Genomic DNA, 17,838 nt, shown 5'->3' with positions numbered 1-17,838 from the left:
ATGTGGGTAGCAGCTGATAGTGGCTTAGGCGGTTTGGGAGCGCTTGGATCGATCCTGCCGTTCGTGCTGATGTTCGCGGTTTTCTATTTTTTACTTATTCGTCCGCAGCAGAAAAAACAGAAGCATCGCAGCGCAATGCTGAACCAGCTGAAGAAGGGCGACAAAGTCGTCACGATCGGCGGGATGCATGGCACAATCTTGGAGATTACGGACGATGTGGTCGTGCTTCGCGTCAATGATGCAACGAAGATCACATTTGACCGCAGCGCGGTTAATAACGTGACGTCAAGTTCGGCAGCGCCAGCGGCGCCGGCTGAGAAGAAAGAAGATAAGCCGGAAGATGTAAAGGGCTAATCTCTTGACTTCGCCGAGTGTTATACATATACGGTTTCAATTGCATAGGATACGGCATTCCAAGCTCGAGTCATGCTTGCTTGGTCATATCGTCTTCTGCAATGATGCCGTTAGCTTGTAACTGTTGTAGTAAGGCCGGGATTCGGGGAACAGCCTCCGATATCCCGGCCTTGTTGTTTAATGCTTATACTGTTCAACCAGCTGCATTCCACGTTGAAGCATGGCTTCCCTGAGCTCCGGGGGCCCAAGCGCTTCTACATCCAAGGTGAAAGCAAATAATACTTCGCATGCGGCTTCCAAAGAATCGAATACCACATCCGCTTCTATAGCATTCACTGTGGAACCGGTAGAGGGCTCAATATCTCGTACGGCTTGCACATGCGTGTACCGCGTCCGTCTAAGCTTGGCAAGCTGATCTTCACCCATCCGGAGCCGTGTATGATACCGCGGCAGCTGCTCATAGAAAGCTCTGGTCGAGGCTTGCCACCAGGCTGCTAAATCAAAATCCGCCGGACGGTTGAAAGGCTCCCCGATGACCCTCGCTTCAATGACACGGGACACACGGTATATTCTCGTGTCCGCTTCTACGTTTGCTATCAGGTACCAGATATTCCCTTTGGCTACGATGCCAAGCGGTTCAATCGTACGCTTAGCCACCTGATCCCCTTTATTGTAGCTTATTTCAATAATCTGATCATTCCATGCCGCTTCCTGGATAAGGGGCAGCCAAGGTGTCGAATCATGGCTGTTGTTCCAGCTGAGACCGTCGATATGAAGCCGTTCACGAACGCGTTTCATATCGGTCAGGTGTTCGGCAGGCGAAGCGGTCACTAATTTAATAAGCGCAGACTCCAGTTTATGCCTCAAATCGGTATCGGAGGGCAATCGAACGGATGCGGCTAGCAGCAGGGCCTGCAGCTCATCTCGCGTTAATCCCGTCAAATCCGTTCGATATCCCTCCATCAACCGCCAGCCGCCCGATGATCCGCGATCGGAGGCAACCGGCACACCGGCCGAACTGAGCGCCACCATATCGCGGTGAATCGTCCGTTCAGATACTTCGAGCCGCTCGGCCAACACCTTTGCGGTCAACATACCGGATTCTTGAAGCATAAGCAGAATGGACAGCAGCCGGTCACCTCGCATAAGCACGCTCCTTTATGTTCATACATAACAATCCATTTCTCCATTATAGCTTGCCAACAGGACATGTAGTGTCATATATAAATAAAAAACCGCCATACCGTCTTGTGACGGCATAGCGGGTGCACAGCGATGGATTATTTGGCATCTTCTTGAGCATAAGTGAGCTTGCCGAGACGGCGCTGTCTGCCGCGGCTGCGAAGGAACGTCCCTGCTGCACTGATGCGCATGCCGACAGTTGAAGCGAACAGGCCAAGAAGCATACCGCCAAGCATGTCAGTGAGCCAATGAATCCCCAAGTAGAAGATCGCGAAAATGACGGCAGCCGCGCATATGCTGCAAAACCAAGCCCAGCGCTTGTTTCCCGATCTAATGGCCAGAACGGCCAATGTCACCGAAATTGACGTATGCAGACTAGGGAAGCAGTTGTTGAGACCGGACAGTGCTCGATATTCGGTTTCGAAGGTAGGGAATACGTCCAGCATGAGGAATCGTACGCTGGAGTCATGCGCCCAGACTTCATTAACCGGCAAGAAGAAGTAGAATGGAATCGCAACGAGATAATTAATCATGATTGCATAACATGTCGCGTAGTACATTCGTTTTGTTTTGTCCTGATAGGTATAAATCCCGATGGATGCAATGAGCATCGCTTGAAAAACGACGACATAGATAAATGCCAATACAAAGGTAACAATCTCGTTCTCGAAGGTTTGCTGCAGATTGCTGACAAAACCGCCCTCGATGGATTGGACGAACGATGTAAAGTCCACGGTATAATTCGTCATGTTATTCTCTATCATCAGTTCGACTTTATTCAAGAACAGGATCGCTATCAAAGCGACGAAATGAAATAGATAGGTTCTCGAGGTTGCGAGCTCCTTAAGAAAAAGACCGCCAATCCGAAAGGGATTCGCTAAAGCTCCATACCAGAGCAGTAGAATGACGACAAGTGTCGTATAGATTGCAACGGTCGTCATATTATCAAACAAAATCATGGTGTGTCTTTCCCCCCAAAAAAAGTAGCAGAACCGGTCGTCAATGTACTCGATCTAGTATAGCACATTATAATGGGGAGTTCATAATCGACCAACGGTAACCTAGAATCGTTTGATATTATCGTTTCATATTAACGCCAATCATTCCGCCGAAGGTGCCACATGCGGCAGTTTCAGCCAGCATCGTAAGCGTTCTTACGTTTATCCCGGCGTTGGAGGCGAGGAAGCCGATAAGCAGGATGAGAAGTCCATAGGCGATGCCAAGAAATCCTCCATAATACCAGCCCCGCTTACTAGAGCGTTTGCCAGCCACGAAGCCGCCGGCGAATGCAGCAAGCGCATGTACGATCAAGCTGTAAGTCGGCAGCTGATGCTCCTGCATGTTCCCCCACCGGAGCAGGGCAGACAAGATGAGCGCACCGAGCGCAAGCCAAATGGCTGCATACATAATGCCGGCGAGCATCGGGGAAGCGACATGCACCTTGGGCGGTGTTTTCAATGAATTCATCGTTTTCATTTTTTGTTCCTCCTTAAAGTTTTGTGAAGCATAAGCCTCACTGATATCCTTCGTAACAAAACTAGCATAAGCATAAGTTTTGTGAAGCATAAGCCTCACTGATATCCTTCGTAACAAAACTACTTCGGAAGCATAAGCATAAGTTTTGTGAAGCATAAGCCTCACTGATATCCTTCGTAACAAAACTACTTCGGAAGCATAAGCATAAGTTTTGTGAAGCTAAGCCTCATATTCGTTTGGTTAACCCGTCAACTCGTCCGTAGTCATGATTAGTACACCATATGGTCAAGCAAGCATTATTAGTACAAGGAGTTAGATATGACGATGTCTTATTCTCGCAAAGTGAGCATCGTCCACATTTAATAGCCTCTGGTATCTGAAAATGATCACCGCCGGATGGATTTGCTGCCATATATTCGAAATGCCGGATCTGTATGACGATGATGGTCTCCGGTGACAATAGCTGTACGTCAGACAAGGCAAAAGCAAAGCAGTGTGGATAGCCGGCAATTATGCCTGGGACAATAAAACGAAAGGAGCGGTTCCGCTTGGATCTGTGGGATCACGTTATCCGAACGCTTTCGATTTATGTCATCGTGTTCCTGGTTATTCGATTAATGGGAAAAAGGGAGGTTGGAAAGCTGTCGGTATTCGACCTCGTTATTTCCGTTATGGTGGCGGAGATTGCGGTCATCGTCATTGAAGATACCGATCGGCCTTTCGTTAGCGGTGTAATCCCAATGGTCGTTCTTCTGATCGTACAGGTTGGGCTGGCCTTGATCGCTCTGCGAAGCCGCACCTTGAGGCATCTGTTCGACGGGAAACCGACGGTTCTGATCGACAGGGGCGCAATTAGCCGCGAGGCGATGCGCAAGCAGCGTTATAATTTGGACGATCTCATGCAGCAGCTTCGCGAGAATAAAGTGGCATCCGTATCGGAAGTCGAATTCGCCATACTGGAGACAACGGGCAAGCTCTCGGTCATCGAGAAGAAGGACGGGAACTGCCGGCAGGACGATTCCGAACCGGGAAACGACGGACAGTCCGGGCAAATCTCTTCAGTCGGCAGCAGCGGGCAGCTGAAGTTCCCGAAGAATTACCGCTTTGAGACGCTGCCTGTACCGCTCATTATGGATGGCAAGCTAATGAACGACAATTTAGTATCGCTCGGGAAAGACCGGTTCTGGCTGAATAATCATTTGAAAGAAAACGGTGTTTCGGATTTGAAGCAGGTGTTTCTTTGTACGGTGGATCAGCGTGGAAAACTGTATATCAATAAGCAGCAAGTACCGCGGATGTAACCTTGGCACGAGCGAGGGTGTAGTCCGCGGTCTTCTTGTTGATTAAACGGTTTTGCCGAACCAACGTCCGATGAACGGAATACGGGCAAGATCGTAACGGTTTATGATGCCGAGCATGATCATGAGCAAGAGGTAGACGATAATGCCGGCCAAGCATGCGATCGCCAGATTAAGCCAAAGTGCAGGCAAAGCATAACGGTTCATCACCCATAGTGCGGCCGCACCCATAATTACCATGGCAGCCCCGACTTTAATAAAATCGAGTGCTTGCATCCGGAAGCCGACAAAGCGGTAGACGCTGATCCCATGCAGGACGGTGACCAGCACGATGTTGACATTAATCGCGATAAGTGCTCCATAGATTCCGAGCTCCGGCTCCGCTGCCAGCCTAATAATAAGGAGCAGCTTGACCACGGCTCCGATAAACGTGTTGAAAAGTGCCGTTCCCGGCTTGTTGAGCGCTTGCAGTGATGCCTGCAGCGGCGCCTGCAAATAGATAAAGATTCCGATGGGGGCCATCCACAATAGCATTGGCGCAATATCGGCGTGATTATACAGGATGCGGCAGATGGGCTCAGCGAATAGGGTCATCACGACGACGAATGGTGCACCGGTAACAAGGGCCAGCCGCATCGATTGGTGCAGCCTCTTATGAATTAAAGCCCGGTTGCCTTGCGCAGCAGCCTCCGATAAAGATGGCACCAGAGAAACGGCCAGCGAATAGGTAAGGGCGGTTGGCAGCAGCAGGATCGGGATGATCATGCCCTGCAGGGAGCCGTATTGAGCCGTTGCGAGCCCCGTTGCAACTCCGGCGGCGGCAAGCGCGCGCGCTGTCAATATGGATTCCAGCAGGTAGGAGATGGAACCGATCATCTTGCTTGCTGTAACGGGAACGGACAAACCGATAAGACGGCGGAGGACCGGCTGCCGTTCTGGTTGTTTCTTGCCTGCTTGCTTAGTTGCGATAGCGGGGGGCGTTTGTTCAACGGGAATTCCGGCCGAACCGGTTTCATGCCGCTTACTCCGCTTGTACTGCCATAGAAGAATAGCGAGTCCGGCTATCTCTCCGGCAACGACGCCAAGCATAGCGCCCGCGGCAGCCCAGGCCAGTCCGTACGGCAGCAGCCATACAGCGAGCAATAGCTGAAAAGCGATTCGAAAGAGGGTTTCCACCGTTTGCGATACGGCCGTCGGCACCATGTTCTGTTTACCTTGAAAGTATCCGCGGTAGACGGACGAGATGCCGACAATGATAAGCATGGGACTCATGCTTAAGAAGGTCTGATATACCCTGGGATCGGTCATCAGCGTTCTGGTTATCCAAGGACCCAGCCATAGAAATAACGCAGTGAAGATCACGGAAATCGTAACGGTAAACCCCATGGCGGCCCGGAAGATATGCTTGACCCGTTTCTGATCGCCATTCGTTTCGGCTTCCGCGATCCACTTGGCGACGGCAAGCGGAATTCCGCCTGTAATGAGCGTTAAGAGGACAATCAGGAAAGGGTAGCCAAGCTGATAAAGTCCGACGCCCTCCGCTCCGATGATGCGGGGCAATGCGATGCGCGGCACGAAGCCGAGGATCCGGTTAACGACGCCGGCCGCAAGCAGAATAAGCGCTCCCTTAATAAACGATTGCTTCGTCAAGGCGGGTTCCCTCTCTTTTTTAATTCAGAATAAGGATAAAAGAAGCTATTGATAGACAAGTCCATGCTCAAGCATATGCACGGCATGTCCGGTTCCATGTCTGTTACATGCTGGGAAAACGTTAATTTATTGCGTCTTCGGCAGGAATCGCTGCCTGTTGTAACGAATGGTTAACGGGCAGAGGGTTTCATGAAGGGGGAATGACGATGACGGAAGAAGAATGGCTCCAAACCATCGAAACACTGTGCGAGAGCAAAGTGGAGGAATTCAAGCTGGTCGGTTACGAGCATGTAACCGCGAAGGAAGTTTGGGAATGTGTCAGCGAGAAGTATGCAAAAACAGGCGTACCTGCCATGCATGAGGTGGTAAACGATATTTTATCGCTCAAAGTGATGAAGTTTATGAATTTCATGACGATAAGCGCGTATCGGGGAACCCATTTTTGACCAATGGGCTCTTTTTTTTGACTCGAATTTTGTACCCAAGTATAATAGCAATATTGAGATCAGATCATAAGGGGGATAAAGCGCGTTATGAACGGGAAGAGAATAATAGCCTTCCTTGCGATCGTAGTCATCATGTTCGGTGCCATCGCATGGACAAGCCCTTCACTTGTGAAGGACATCCGCTTAGGATTGGATCTGAAGGGCGGCTTCGAGGTATTGTACGAAGCGCAGCCGATTGAAGGCGGCGAGAAGGTAACGCCGGCCTCGCTGAAGGAAACGGCCAAGAGCCTTGAAGCCCGGGCTGACAAGTTCGGCATCGCCGAGCCGGAAATTACGACAGAAGGGAGCAATCGCATCCGCATTAAGCTCGCTGGCGTGACCAACGAGGATGAAGTGCGGGCGATGCTCAAGAAACCGATTAATCTGACGTTCCGTGGTCCAGACGGCAAAATCGAGCTTCAGGGCAACGATTTCACGCAGAATGGAGCCAAAGTGGAATTTGACCAGCTGGGCAAGCCGATGGTTACCATCAAGCTGAAGGATGCGAAGAAATTTGAAGATGTAACAACACGGCTGACAGGTCAAACACTCGGTATTTATTTGGATGAGGAAATGCTCTCCAACCCGTCGGTCAATTATCCGATCAGCGGCGGCAGCGCGCAGATTAGCGGCGAATACACGATGGAAGAAGCGACCAAGCTCGCAGATACGATCAATATGGGAGCCCTTCCGCTTAAGCTGACGGAGAAGTATACGCAAAGCGTAGGCGCCACGCTGGGACAGGAGTCCCTCAAAAAAACCGTGGAAGCGGGAGTGATCGGGACGATCATCATTCTGGTCTTTCTCATTATTCTGTTCCGCATTCCGGGTGTCGTGGCCGCGATTACGGTCATCTCCTATACATGGCTGCTCGTTGTCGTATTTAACCTGATGAATGCGACGTTGACGCTGCCGGGTATTGCCGCATTCGTGCTCGGGATCGGTATGGCGGTCGACGCCAATATCATCATGTACGAACGGATCAAGGAAGAAATACGCAGCGGCAAGAGTTTGCTCTCGTCACTCAAGACGGGCTCGAAGAACTCGTTCCGTACCATTATGGATGCGAACATTACGAACATTATTTCCAGCATCGTTCTTTACTATATCGGGAACGGAGCTATTCGCGGATTTGCGCTGACGATGATTTTCAGTATTCTGGTCAGTATTCTGACGAACGTCTTCCTGTCGCGCCTCCTCATTTATTTGCTCATCCAGAGCAAGCTGTTCACCAAACCTAGCTATTACGGCGTGAAGGAGGACGAAATCCGTGCACTTTAATGCAAAGGTACATTTCGATTTTGTTAAACACCGGAAGAAGTTTTATGCATTCTCGATTGCATTGACGCTAATCGGTATATTGTCCCTGTTCATCTTCAATTTAAATTATGGCGTGGATTTCAAAGCCGGTACCAATATGGATTTGGCGATCGGCAAGCCAATTACGCAAGCGGAAGCCATTGACGTGCTGAAGCAAGCGGGCTATGAAGATATGACGCCAACCATTGGCGGTGCAGGGAACGAGCGGGTAACCGCACGGTTCGACGAAGTGCTCAATCAAGACGAAATCAGAAAGATTCAGGATGCGTTCAAAGCTAAATTCGGGGATCAGGTCGATGCGGAAGTAAACATCGTTTCCCCTGATATGGCGCGTGAGATGGGAGCCAAGACGATCTACGCCGTCATTATCGCGAGCGCCGCTATTATGCTTTATGTCACGATTCGCTTCGAGTGGCGGTTTGCGCTTGCTGCGAATATAGCCATTCTATACGATGCGTTCGTTGTCGTCGCGATTTTCTCGATCTTCCAGCTTCAGGTGGATCTGCCGTTCATCGCAGCGGTATTGACCACGATCGGATACTCGATCAACGATAAAATCGTTATTTTTGACCGGATCCGTGAAAATCTGCGCTTCAGCAAGATTAAGAACAAAGAGCAGCTGGCCGACATGGTCAATAATAGTATTTGGCAGACGATGGCACGTAATATTTATACGGTATTGGCCGTACTCGTCGTTGCAATCTCTTTGTTCATATTCGGCAGTGAGTCCATTAAGCTGTTTGCCCTTGCCAAAATCATCGGTCTGACAAGCGGTGCATATTCGTCGATCTGCATTGCCAGCCCGCTGTGGTATCAGTTCAAAGGTGATCCGAAGCCGAAGGCGGCTAAAACCCAAGCATCCGCATAAGACTGAAGCTAGAGGCTGCAGAGCGGGTTCCCTACGGTTTACACTCATAGGGTGGTCAGGCGGAAAACTTGAAGGAGGATTTCTGAATGTCTGCGAATGATCGGTATGCGAAAGCGGAAGCGGCCGCATGGATGGGTCTTCTGGGCAATGTCGGGATCGCGGCGATAAAAGGCGGCGTCGGCTTGATGGGGAGCAAGGCTCTCCTGGCCGACGCCTGCCGGTCAGCCTCCGATGCGGCGTCCTCGTTCGTGTCGTTGACGAGTCTTCGCCGATGTCGTCAATTCGGTGCGATGGATGCGCCGGTTCCGGCCGCGCGCGGAAGAACGGAGGGCACATCGGGTGTTATTGCCTCGATCCTGCTTATGATTATTGGACTGGAAATCGGGATTTCGGCAATCAAATCGATTGCGGACGGAGTGGAAGAAGGACCGGGCTGGCCCGCAGTCACCACAGTTATCATCGCTTTTCTAGTAAAAGAACTTATCTTTCCTGTGAAAGAGCGCCGGTCCGATTTATACGCCTCCTTGGCAGCGTTCGTCGGTACAGGGGCCGCGGCGCTTGGCAGCCCGCTTGGACTGCCGGTACTCTATTACTTCGACCCTGCAGCATCGTTGATCATCGTCGTCATCATCTTCACGAACGGATATCGGATTGCTTCGGCATCGGTTCTCAAGAGCAGATACTTTGAGGAAGAGCCCCAAGATATTAATGAGTTCAAAGCAGCCGTTCAACGGATCGAAGGCGTGGTAACCGTTGAAGAACTGCGTGCCAGGGAGCATGGCCATTATGTCGTTGCCGATGTCGTGATAAGCGTTAATCCGCGGATTACGGTATTAGAAGGCAATGAAATAGCCAAACGGGTGAAATATTTTCTTATGAGGCGGTTCGGTCATGTCACGGACGTCACCGTGTATGTGGAGCCGTACGATCCGGGATATCCGTATAAATCGAATCACGATCCGAATCAGGAGCAAATGCCGACGCTGCTGCAATAGCAGCGCGCGGCATTTGTTTTGTGAAAATATAAGGAACCGACAGGTTTCCGTGATTTTTTGCTAATATTGCTGAGGGAAGAAACTCGGTTCGCCGTCATTGACGGCGTTTGCCGTGTCTTCTTGAGAAAGGGGGATGCCGTTTGATTCATGCCAAAACACAATGGATCATAGCTTCGCTCGACCCGGAAGGGGAGCAGCAGGCAGCGGTATTAGCCAAGAGGCTGAAGCTGCCGCTTCTGGTGGCAAAGCTGCTTGTCCAGCGGGGATTCAATCAGACCGCCGATGCAGAAGCCTTCTTGTATGGCCGTATTGATCGCTTACATAATCCGTTTCAACTGAAAGGCATGAAGGAAGCCGTCGAACGGATTTTACAAGCAAAGGAACAAGGGCAGCGGGTTCGCATCTATGGCGATTACGATGCCGATGGCGTTTCTTCGACGACATTGATGATTTGCCTCTTCCGAAGGCTGGAGATGGATTTCGATTATTATATCCCCCATCGTACTCTGGAGGGTTATGGATTGAATGAGAAGGCGATCGATCTCGCCTCCGAAGCGGACGTAAAGCTCATTGTCACGGTGGATACCGGTATTAGCGCCGTATCTCAAATCGCTTACGCACGGTCTGTCGGCATTGATGTCATCGTCACCGATCACCATGAGCCGCCCGCCGTTCTGCCGGAGGCGCTTGCGCTTATTAATCCGAAGCAGCATGATTGCCCTTACCCGTTCAAAGGGCTGGCAGGCGTCGGTGTTGCATTCAAGCTGGCGCAGGCGATTCTTGGCGAGCCTCCAGTCGAATGGACGGACATCGTCGCTCTTGGAACGATTGCCGACTTGATGCCTCTTCAGGATGAGAACCGGATTCTCGTTCGGCTTGGCCTGCAGCAGCTTAGGCAATCGGACAAATACGGCTTCCGTGCGCTGGCGGAGGTAGCCGGGATCGATCTGCCGGCCATTACGTCTACGAACATTGCATTCGGCATGGCCCCCCGGATAAATGCAGCGGGGCGGCTCGATCATGCGGATGGCGCGATCCGGCTGCTGACGTCCATTCATGAGGAAGAGGCGATGGCTTCGGCTATCGCGCTCGATACATTGAATCGGGAGCGGCAGCAGGTTGTGGACAACATCGTGAAGGAAGCCGAAACCATATGGATGGGGAAGTGCGAAACCGCTGCCCGCATGGGGCTTCCGGAGCCTTCGGTCGTCGTCTTGGCCGGCGAAGGCTGGAATGCAGGGGTTGTAGGTATTGTAGCCTCCAAGTTTATTGAGAAGCTGTACAAGCCTACGCTCGTTCTCGGAATAGATGCCGAGACGGGGATGTGCAAAGGCTCCGCCCGCTCGATTGAGGGCTATGATCTGCATGCGGCGCTAACCGAATGCCACGAGCTGCTGGATCACTACGGGGGGCATCAGGCTGCGGCAGGCATGAGCCTCCGAAGAGAAAATCTTGAAGCATTCGAGCAGCGTCTTGGACAGCTGGCGGATGAATGGCTGAAGCCGGAGGATTGGCTGCCGAAGACGACCGTCGACCTGGCTTGCGGAATCGACGACGCCTCTCTGAAAATCATTGAGCAGCTATCGCTTCTAGAGCCGTTCGGTGCCGGCAATCCGGCGCCGAAGCTGCTGCTTCGCGATACGGTCGTTGCGGACCGCCGCGTGATGGGCAAGGAAGGCAAACACCTGAAGCTGTCGCTGAGCGCGCAAGGGAAGCTCCTCGATGCGATCGGCTTCGGATATGGTCCGATCTTAAGCCGGATAAGCGATGGAACGGAGATACAGCTCGTCGGCGAGCTGTCATTAAATGAATGGAACGGTCAGCGTAAAGCGCAGTTTATGATTCAGGACATTCAAGTGGAGCATGTTCAGCTTGTCGACCGCCGCGGCGATGCTTCATCCTTGCAAAGCTTGCATAAGCTGCTCTCGGAGGACTCCTTCCACAAGGCAGTCATCGTTGTACCGCATGTGGCTTGGCGCGATGCCCTGCGTCACGAATCCTCGGTACCGTCCGGGATGACAGTCCGTACTTACGAAGAATTCGATTCGGCTGAAGGATGGGAATGGGAGTCCCTGCTGCTGCTGGGGAGGCCTCCTTCTGCCGACAAGCTTAGCGCCATTATTCGACGGTGCCATGCGCTTGAAAGAGTATATGCCGTATATAATCAGGCTTCTTGGCCTTCGATGCAAAAGCCGGGCGCTTCCGGTGCAGCCAAGGACAGCTTGCGTTCAGCGGAACCGACATTGACTGCGGATTTTCCCGGCCGAGAGCAATTTGCGCAATTGTACCAGACACTTCGTCGCGTAAGCCCATTGGCGATGCAGGGCAGCGACGAACGTCTGGCCACGATGATGGGCTGGCCGGCAAATAAGATCGCGTTCATGCTGAACGTATTCGCCGAGCTGGAGTTTACGACGACAGACGGGGGCTCGCTCAGCCTAGCCGCATCGCCTCAGAAGCGAGAGCTGACTCATTCCGCTTCATACCGCAGCGGAATGAGGGCGGCAGAAGCGGAACGCATTCTATTCGCGGAATCTGAATCATTCGCGCAATGGATTAGGGAACAACAACAATTATCGATATCTCATGTAGAAGAAGGAGCTGCCGTTTCATGAATTTCAAAGACTATATCCGGGTTATTCCGGACTTTCCACAGCCGGGGATCCGTTTCAAGGATATTACGACGCTAATCAATAACGGGGAGGTATACCGCGCGGCGATTGAGGCTATCCGCAGCGAGGTGGCTGACATGAAGATCGATCTGATCGCAGGTCCGGAGGCGCGTGGATTTATTATCGGCGCACCGCTCGCCGTATCGCTCGGGGTAGGCTTCGTGCCGATCCGCAAGAGCGGCAAGCTGCCCGGGGAAGTTGTAGAAGCCAGCTATGCGCTGGAATATGGCAAGGATAAGCTTGCCGTGCATAAGGATGCCATCAAACCGGGGCAGCGTGTTCTGATCGCGGACGATTTGCTCGCTACCGGAGGTACGATTGCAACGACGATCGACCTGATCCGCCAGCTCGGCGGCGAAGTAGTCGGATCTGCGTTCTTAATCGAGCTGGGTTATTTAGACGGACGCAGCAAGCTGGAAGGGATCGACGTTTTCTCGTTAATCAAGTATTAAGATAAATAGCATATCGAGGCGGCAATAATCGGCTATATTACCGATGGTTGCCGTTTTTTTTATTTTGGAGGAGGTCGTTGATACAACGCTGATTTTGCACGATTGCGTTCCCTTGGCGCCAGCTGGTCCGGAATAGTTGACGCCACGGCGTCCAAGGAGGCATAATAGTAGAAATAGCAGTCGGAAAGGGACGTTTCATGGGCATTGAGCAGTTACTCGAAAAGGCATCTACCTACCTGAAGGAACAAGACATCAGTCTCATCAAAGAGGCCTATGCGTTTGCGGAGCATGCCCATCATGGACAGGTCCGCAAGTCGGGCGAGCCCTATATTCTGCATCCCGTCGCGGTAGCGGAAGTGCTCGTCAATATGCAGATGGACGTGTTGTCAATTATTGCGGCTCTGCTGCATGACGTTGTCGAGGATACGACAGTACCGCTTGTCGAGGTTCGCTCGCGCTTCGGTGAGACGGTTGCCATGCTGGTGGACGGACTGACCAAGCTTGAGAAGATCCAGTTCCGATCCAAGGAAGAGCAGCAGAACGAAAACTATCGCAAGATGTTTGTCGCTATGGCGCAGGACATACGCGTCATTCTCATAAAGCTGGCGGACAGGCTGCACAATATGCGGACCTTGAAATACCAATCCGAGGAAGCGCAGCGCAGAATTGCGTACGAAACGTTAGAAATTTTTTGCCCGATCGCGCACCGGTTAGGGATATCGGCCATCAAATGGGAGATGGAAGATATTGCGATCCGCTATTTGAATCCGCAGCAGTACTACCGGATTGCGAACCTGATGAAGAAGAAACGCGCCGAACGCGAACAATATATTGCGGATGTCATCAAGAAAATAACCGAGAAGCTGGAAGAAATGGGAATCCAGGGCGATATTTCGGGACGTCCGAAGCATATCTACAGCATTTACAAGAAAATGACCGCACGGAATAAACAGTTCAATGAAATTTATGACCTGCTTGCCATTCGGATCATTGTCGACAATATTAAAGACTGCTATGCAACGCTCGGCATCATTCACACGCTGTGGAAGCCCATGCCGGGAAGGTTCAAAGATTATATCGCCATGCCGAAGGCGAACATGTATCAATCGCTCCACACGACCGTCATAGGTCCGACAGGCGAACCGACCGAAGTGCAGATTCGAACGTGGGACATGCATCGTACGAGCGAATACGGGATTGCTGCGCATTGGGCTTATAAAGAAGGCGCCGTCATCCCCGGCGATAATTTCGAAGACAAGATGACGCTATTCCGCGAGATTATCGAGCTTCAGCACGAGGCTCGCGACGCATCGGAGTTTGTCGAATCGCTGAAGATGGATTTCTTCTCCGATCTCGTATTCGTGTTCTCCCCCAAAGGGGAAGTATTCGAGCTGCCTGCCGGCTCGGTACCGCTCGATTATGCTTACCGGGTGCATACCGAGATTGGCAACCGGACGATCGGGGCCAAGGTGAACGGCCGTATCGTGCCGCTTGACCACAAGCTTAAGACAGGCGATATCGTCGAGATCTTGACTTCCAAGCATTCATACGGACCCAGTCAGGACTGGATTAAGGTTGCCCAGTCCTCGCATGCTCGCAGCAAAATCAAACAATGGTTCAAAAAAGAAAAGCGCGAGGAGAACGTTGCCAAGGGGCACGAAGCTCTCGAGCGCGAGCTGAGGCGAATTGGGCTGGAGCCTGCCGTCTGGCTGGTCGATGACAAGCTGCAGGAAGCGGCGACTAAATTCACGTTTAACGATATCGAGGACATGCTGTCCGCGATCGGATTCGGGGGCATTACGGCAGCCCAAATCGTGAACAAGATGACCGAGAAGATGCGCAGAGAGGCTGAAGAGGCGAACCAGATTGAATTGACCAAAGAAATGAAAGAGGTCAAGTCTACGCCTGCGAACCGGAAGCCTCGTCCTTCGCATGGGGTTACGGTCAAGGGTGTGGATAACCTGCTGGTCCGTTTCGCACGCTGCTGCAATCCGGTTCCCGGCGACGAGATTATCGGCTACATTACCCGCGGCCGGGGCGTGTCGGTTCACAGGCTGGACTGTCAGAACATTCCTGCCGCTGACGAAGGAGACGAAGCCGCGCGCGTCATCGACGTGGAGTGGGAGGAATCGGTAGAGGCCAATTACAGCGTCGATATCGAGATCACCGGGCATAACCGGGACAACTTGCTGCATGAGGTGCTTCAGGCTGTATCGGAGAGCAAGACAAATATTTCGGCCGTATCGGGACGATCGGATAAGAACAAATTAGCGACCATACACATGACCATTTTGATCCGCAATATCGATCATTTGCAATCCGTGGTCGAGAAGGTCAAGCGAGTCAAGGATGTGTATACGGTTCAACGGATCATGCAATAACGTATGGATGTCAGGAGTGTTACGCGATAATGAAGGTCGTAGTTCAACGCAGCAAAGCCGCTTCAGTCACAATAAACGGTGACATTGTCGGTGCAATCGAACATGGGTTAGTGCTGCTTGTCGGCATCACCCATGAGGATACGAAGGCCGATGTAAAGTGGATGGCCGACAAGATCGCAGGCTTGCGGATTTTCGAAGATGAGAACGAGAAGATGAACCTGTCGATCCAGGAGACCGGCGGCGAGATTCTATCCGTATCGCAGTTCACGCTGTACGGCGACTGCCGAAATGGCAGGAGGCCCAATTTCATGGCTGCGGCAAGACCGGAGCAAGCGGAAGCGCTGTATGAAGCTTTCAATGAAGCGCTTCGCAATACCGGTCTTCGCGTGGCGACCGGACGTTTCGGCGCCATGATGGATGTTCAGCTCGTCAACTGGGGTCCGGTAACGCTGATCATCGACAGTAAGTCATAAGGTAAGCAACCGCCTCCTCTTACAGCAAGTTTTTTGTGCATGAGGGAGTTAGATTGTGAACAGCAGGCAACAATAAGCCATAATCCTTATTGATCCGCCAGATTTAAGGCGGCATATGGTGAAAGGAGCTGCCTGTCATGCATCAATCGCGCAAAGAGCAAGGATTGGAGCGGGCTGCAAGACAACTGATACAATCGGACAGACGCGAAGCGATGATCTTCGCGGAGATGGATGCGAGCCTGGATGTTTCTTCGGAGCTGGGGGTTAGCGGATTATCCATCCGGCGCGAGAAGCCTGGCAGCCGGTAGAACGACGCAGCGGGAACGGATGCCGTTAACGCTGCGCTCTGCATGGCGAATGTTGTTGTAAGAACTGACACAGAAAACGCTTTATTTTTTGTAATCATAATGTAATGTGTTTTCAATCTATCCTTAACACGGTTCGCCTATACTAATAGTCGACCCCCTTTTTTGAATATATATATTATTTGGACCTACAATATCGATTGTAGGTTTTTTTCTGCCCCTTGACAGCAAACATTCCCATCGTTACAATGATTGTTATATTGTGTCGATCCTGTGATGGGACCGCGTCGCTCAATTCCACCTACTCAGAGAGGGATTCCTTGGCTGTAAGAATCCTTAGCGTGCTTGAACGAACAGACTTCCCGGAGGACAACCTGCGAACAGAAGCGGATGCATATTTGTTGCGCCGCGCTTATTAGTTGGTTTGCGTAGTCGGGCGTTAACCGAATGAAGCGAATCCTGAAGGCGCGTTGTTTGTTCGTGCGTCGTTCACCGGTTCGGAATGTGGGTGGTACCACGGTAGCTACGTCAATCGCGCAGCTCTCGTCCCTTTTTGCCTAAATTTAGGCAGGGGCGGGAGCTTTTTTTGATGGCCGGTATTTAGACCGGAAGTAAGCTAGTGTCGTCCATGCGGACAATGACCAAATCATTTTTGAAGGAGGGGTTAGGATGGGCTTTCAGAAGCCGCCGGGCACGCAGGATTTCCTGCCTAGCTCGGTAGAGAGATGGCAATTCGTCGAGAGCAAAGCAAGAGACATCTGCCGGCGATTTAACTTTCGGGAAATCAGGACGCCTATTTTTGAATCAACCGAGCTGTTTCAACGCGGGGTAGGCGAAACGACGGACATCGTCGAGAAAGAAATGTATACCTTCATGGACAGAGGGGACCGCAGTATCACGCTGCGCCCGGAAGGAACGGCCGGCGTCGTCCGCGCGTTCGTCGAGAACAAGCTGTATGGCGAGCCTGATCTGTCCAAATTGTATTATATCGGCCCGATGTTTCGTTATGAACGTCAGCAAGCTGGCCGTTACCGGCAGTTTCACCAATTCGGCGTCGAAGCGCTCGGCTCGGTCGATCCGGCTCTCGATGCGGAAGTAATCGCTTTGGGATACACCTTTTATACGGAGGTAGGGCTAAAGGGAGTGCGGGTTGAAATCAATTCCGTCGGGACGCCGTCCGTCCGCGCCGCTTTCCGTGAACGGCTGCTCGCCTTTCTGACGCCTAAACGGGAGCTGCTGTGCAAGGATTGCCAATCCCGCATGGAGCGGAATCCGCTGCGGGTGCTCGATTGTAAAGTGGATCAGAAGCACTTTGAAGAGGCACCCTCGATTCTGGACAGCCTGGACGAAGAGTGCCAAACACACTTCGATGCGCTTCAGCAGCACTTGACAGGGATGAATATCCCCTACTCGATCAATCCGCGCCTTGTCCGCGGACTCGATTACTACACGCATACCGCGTTCGAGTACAAAGCGGAAGGGATCGGCGCAATCGATACGGTCGGCGGCGGCGGACGCTACAACGGCCTCGTCGCGGATATCGGGGGACCGGATCAGCCAGGCGTCGGACTTGGCCTCGGGCTGGAGCGGACCGTTATGCTGCTTGAAAGTCAAGAGACGGAGCTGCCGGACTTGAATGTCCTTGACGTGTATTTGGTGGCGCTTGGCGAAGCAGCCGAGAAAGAAGTGTCGAAGCTGCTTCAGACGCTTCGCATGCACGGGATTTCCGCCGAGCGTGATTACCAGGGCCGCAAGATGAAGGCGCAGATGAAATCGGCAGACCGCCTGAAAGCGAGATATACCGCGATTCTCGGGGATGATGAGCTTGTCCGCGGCGAAATCGCCTTGAAAGAGATGGCGACGGGAGAACAGCGTACCGTGCGTCTTGACCAGCTCGCCGCCGAAATCCAGCCGTAAAGATTGTATC

The 17,838-nt window shown here is 52.0% G+C and carries 16 protein-coding genes; 12 read left to right on the top strand and 4 right to left on the bottom strand.

The genetic code is table 11. From position 1 onward, the window contains the following. Window positions 1-354 carry a preprotein translocase subunit YajC gene (gene yajC / locus L1F29_RS21970; protein ID WP_258384181.1) on the top strand — a complete coding sequence of 118 codons (354 nt, stop codon included), beginning with the start codon at window positions 1-3 and terminating at the stop codon, window positions 352-354. A 177-nt stretch (window positions 355-531) separates the two neighbouring features. On the opposite strand, the gene L1F29_RS21965 is transcribed toward yajC, so the two are convergent. The 3 genes from L1F29_RS21965 to L1F29_RS21955 form a co-directional block, all read right to left on the bottom strand. Continuing rightward, window positions 532-1,500 (bottom strand): helix-turn-helix transcriptional regulator, encoded by a 969-nt coding sequence (locus L1F29_RS21965; RefSeq protein ID WP_258384180.1) that lies wholly within the window; start codon window positions 1,498-1,500, stop codon window positions 532-534. Between the two features lie 134 nt (window positions 1,501-1,634). Then, window positions 1,635-2,495 (bottom strand): phosphatase PAP2 family protein, encoded by an 861-nt coding sequence (locus L1F29_RS21960; protein WP_258384179.1) that lies wholly within the window; start codon window positions 2,493-2,495, stop codon window positions 1,635-1,637. Window positions 2,496-2,613: 118 nt separating this feature from the next. After that, window positions 2,614-3,012 carry a TIGR04086 family membrane protein gene (locus tag L1F29_RS21955; RefSeq protein ID WP_258384178.1) on the bottom strand — a complete coding sequence of 133 codons (399 nt, stop codon included), beginning with the start codon at window positions 3,010-3,012 and terminating at the stop codon, window positions 2,614-2,616. A gap of 548 nt (window positions 3,013-3,560) precedes the next feature. On the opposite strand from L1F29_RS21955, the gene L1F29_RS21950 reads away from it, so the two are divergent. After that, a complete protein-coding gene (locus L1F29_RS21950) occupies window positions 3,561-4,313 on the top strand; it encodes a YetF domain-containing protein (protein ID WP_258384177.1) in 753 nt (250 codons plus the stop codon). 42 nt (window positions 4,314-4,355) lie between these two features. Here L1F29_RS21950 and spoVB read toward each other — a convergent pair whose 3' ends face one another. Next, window positions 4,356-5,960 (bottom strand): stage V sporulation protein B, encoded by a 1,605-nt coding sequence (gene spoVB / locus L1F29_RS21945; RefSeq protein WP_258384176.1) that lies wholly within the window; start codon window positions 5,958-5,960, stop codon window positions 4,356-4,358. A 206-nt stretch (window positions 5,961-6,166) separates the two neighbouring features. On the opposite strand from spoVB, the gene L1F29_RS21940 reads away from it, so the two are divergent. The 10 genes from L1F29_RS21940 (at window position 6,167) to hisS (ending at window position 17,828) form a co-directional block, all read left to right on the top strand. Further along, window positions 6,167-6,406: a post-transcriptional regulator gene (locus tag L1F29_RS21940; protein ID WP_373876423.1), complete on the top strand. Its 240-nt coding sequence runs from the start codon at window positions 6,167-6,169 to the stop codon at window positions 6,404-6,406. Window positions 6,407-6,493: 87 nt separating this feature from the next. Then, window positions 6,494-7,726 (top strand): protein translocase subunit SecD, encoded by a 1,233-nt coding sequence (gene secD, locus L1F29_RS21935; protein WP_258384174.1) that lies wholly within the window; start codon window positions 6,494-6,496, stop codon window positions 7,724-7,726. Then, window positions 7,716-8,633, top strand: a complete 918-nt coding sequence (gene secF / locus L1F29_RS21930; protein WP_258384173.1) for a protein translocase subunit SecF — start codon at window positions 7,716-7,718, stop codon at window positions 8,631-8,633. Before secD ends, secF begins: the two co-directional genes overlap by 11 nt. A gap of 86 nt (window positions 8,634-8,719) precedes the next feature. Then, complete coding sequence (locus L1F29_RS21925; protein ID WP_258384172.1) at window positions 8,720-9,628, top strand: cation diffusion facilitator family transporter; 909 nt, start codon at window positions 8,720-8,722, stop codon at window positions 9,626-9,628. 140 nt (window positions 9,629-9,768) lie between these two features. Further along, entirely contained in the window at window positions 9,769-12,243 is a 2,475-nt protein-coding gene (gene recJ, locus L1F29_RS21920) for a single-stranded-DNA-specific exonuclease RecJ (protein WP_258384171.1), read from the top strand. Beyond that, window positions 12,240-12,752 (top strand): adenine phosphoribosyltransferase, encoded by a 513-nt coding sequence (locus tag L1F29_RS21915; RefSeq protein ID WP_258384170.1) that lies wholly within the window; start codon window positions 12,240-12,242, stop codon window positions 12,750-12,752. Before recJ ends, L1F29_RS21915 begins: the two co-directional genes overlap by 4 nt. Window positions 12,753-12,949: 197 nt before the next feature. Then, on the top strand, window positions 12,950-15,133 hold the full coding sequence (locus tag L1F29_RS21910; RefSeq protein ID WP_258384169.1) for a RelA/SpoT family protein: 2,184 nt from the start codon (window positions 12,950-12,952) through the stop codon (window positions 15,131-15,133). A gap of 29 nt (window positions 15,134-15,162) precedes the next feature. After that, the gene (gene dtd, locus L1F29_RS21905) at window positions 15,163-15,606 is read left to right on the top strand and encodes a D-aminoacyl-tRNA deacylase (protein ID WP_258384168.1); all 444 of its coding nucleotides are present in this window, start codon (window positions 15,163-15,165) and stop codon (window positions 15,604-15,606) included. A 137-nt stretch (window positions 15,607-15,743) separates the two neighbouring features. After that, a complete protein-coding gene (locus L1F29_RS21900; RefSeq protein WP_258384167.1) occupies window positions 15,744-15,914 on the top strand; it encodes a hypothetical protein in 171 nt (56 codons plus the stop codon). Between the two features lie 666 nt (window positions 15,915-16,580). After that, the gene (gene hisS, locus L1F29_RS21895; protein ID WP_258384166.1) at window positions 16,581-17,828 is read left to right on the top strand and encodes a histidine--tRNA ligase; all 1,248 of its coding nucleotides are present in this window, start codon (window positions 16,581-16,583) and stop codon (window positions 17,826-17,828) included. The last annotated feature ends 10 nt before the right edge of the window (window positions 17,829-17,838 follow it).

The organism is Paenibacillus spongiae, assembly GCF_024734895.1.
GTDB classification, from domain to species: Bacteria; Bacillota; Bacilli; order Paenibacillales; family Paenibacillaceae; genus Paenibacillus_Z; species Paenibacillus_Z spongiae.
This window is presented reverse-complemented; position numbering and strand designations above follow the sequence as displayed.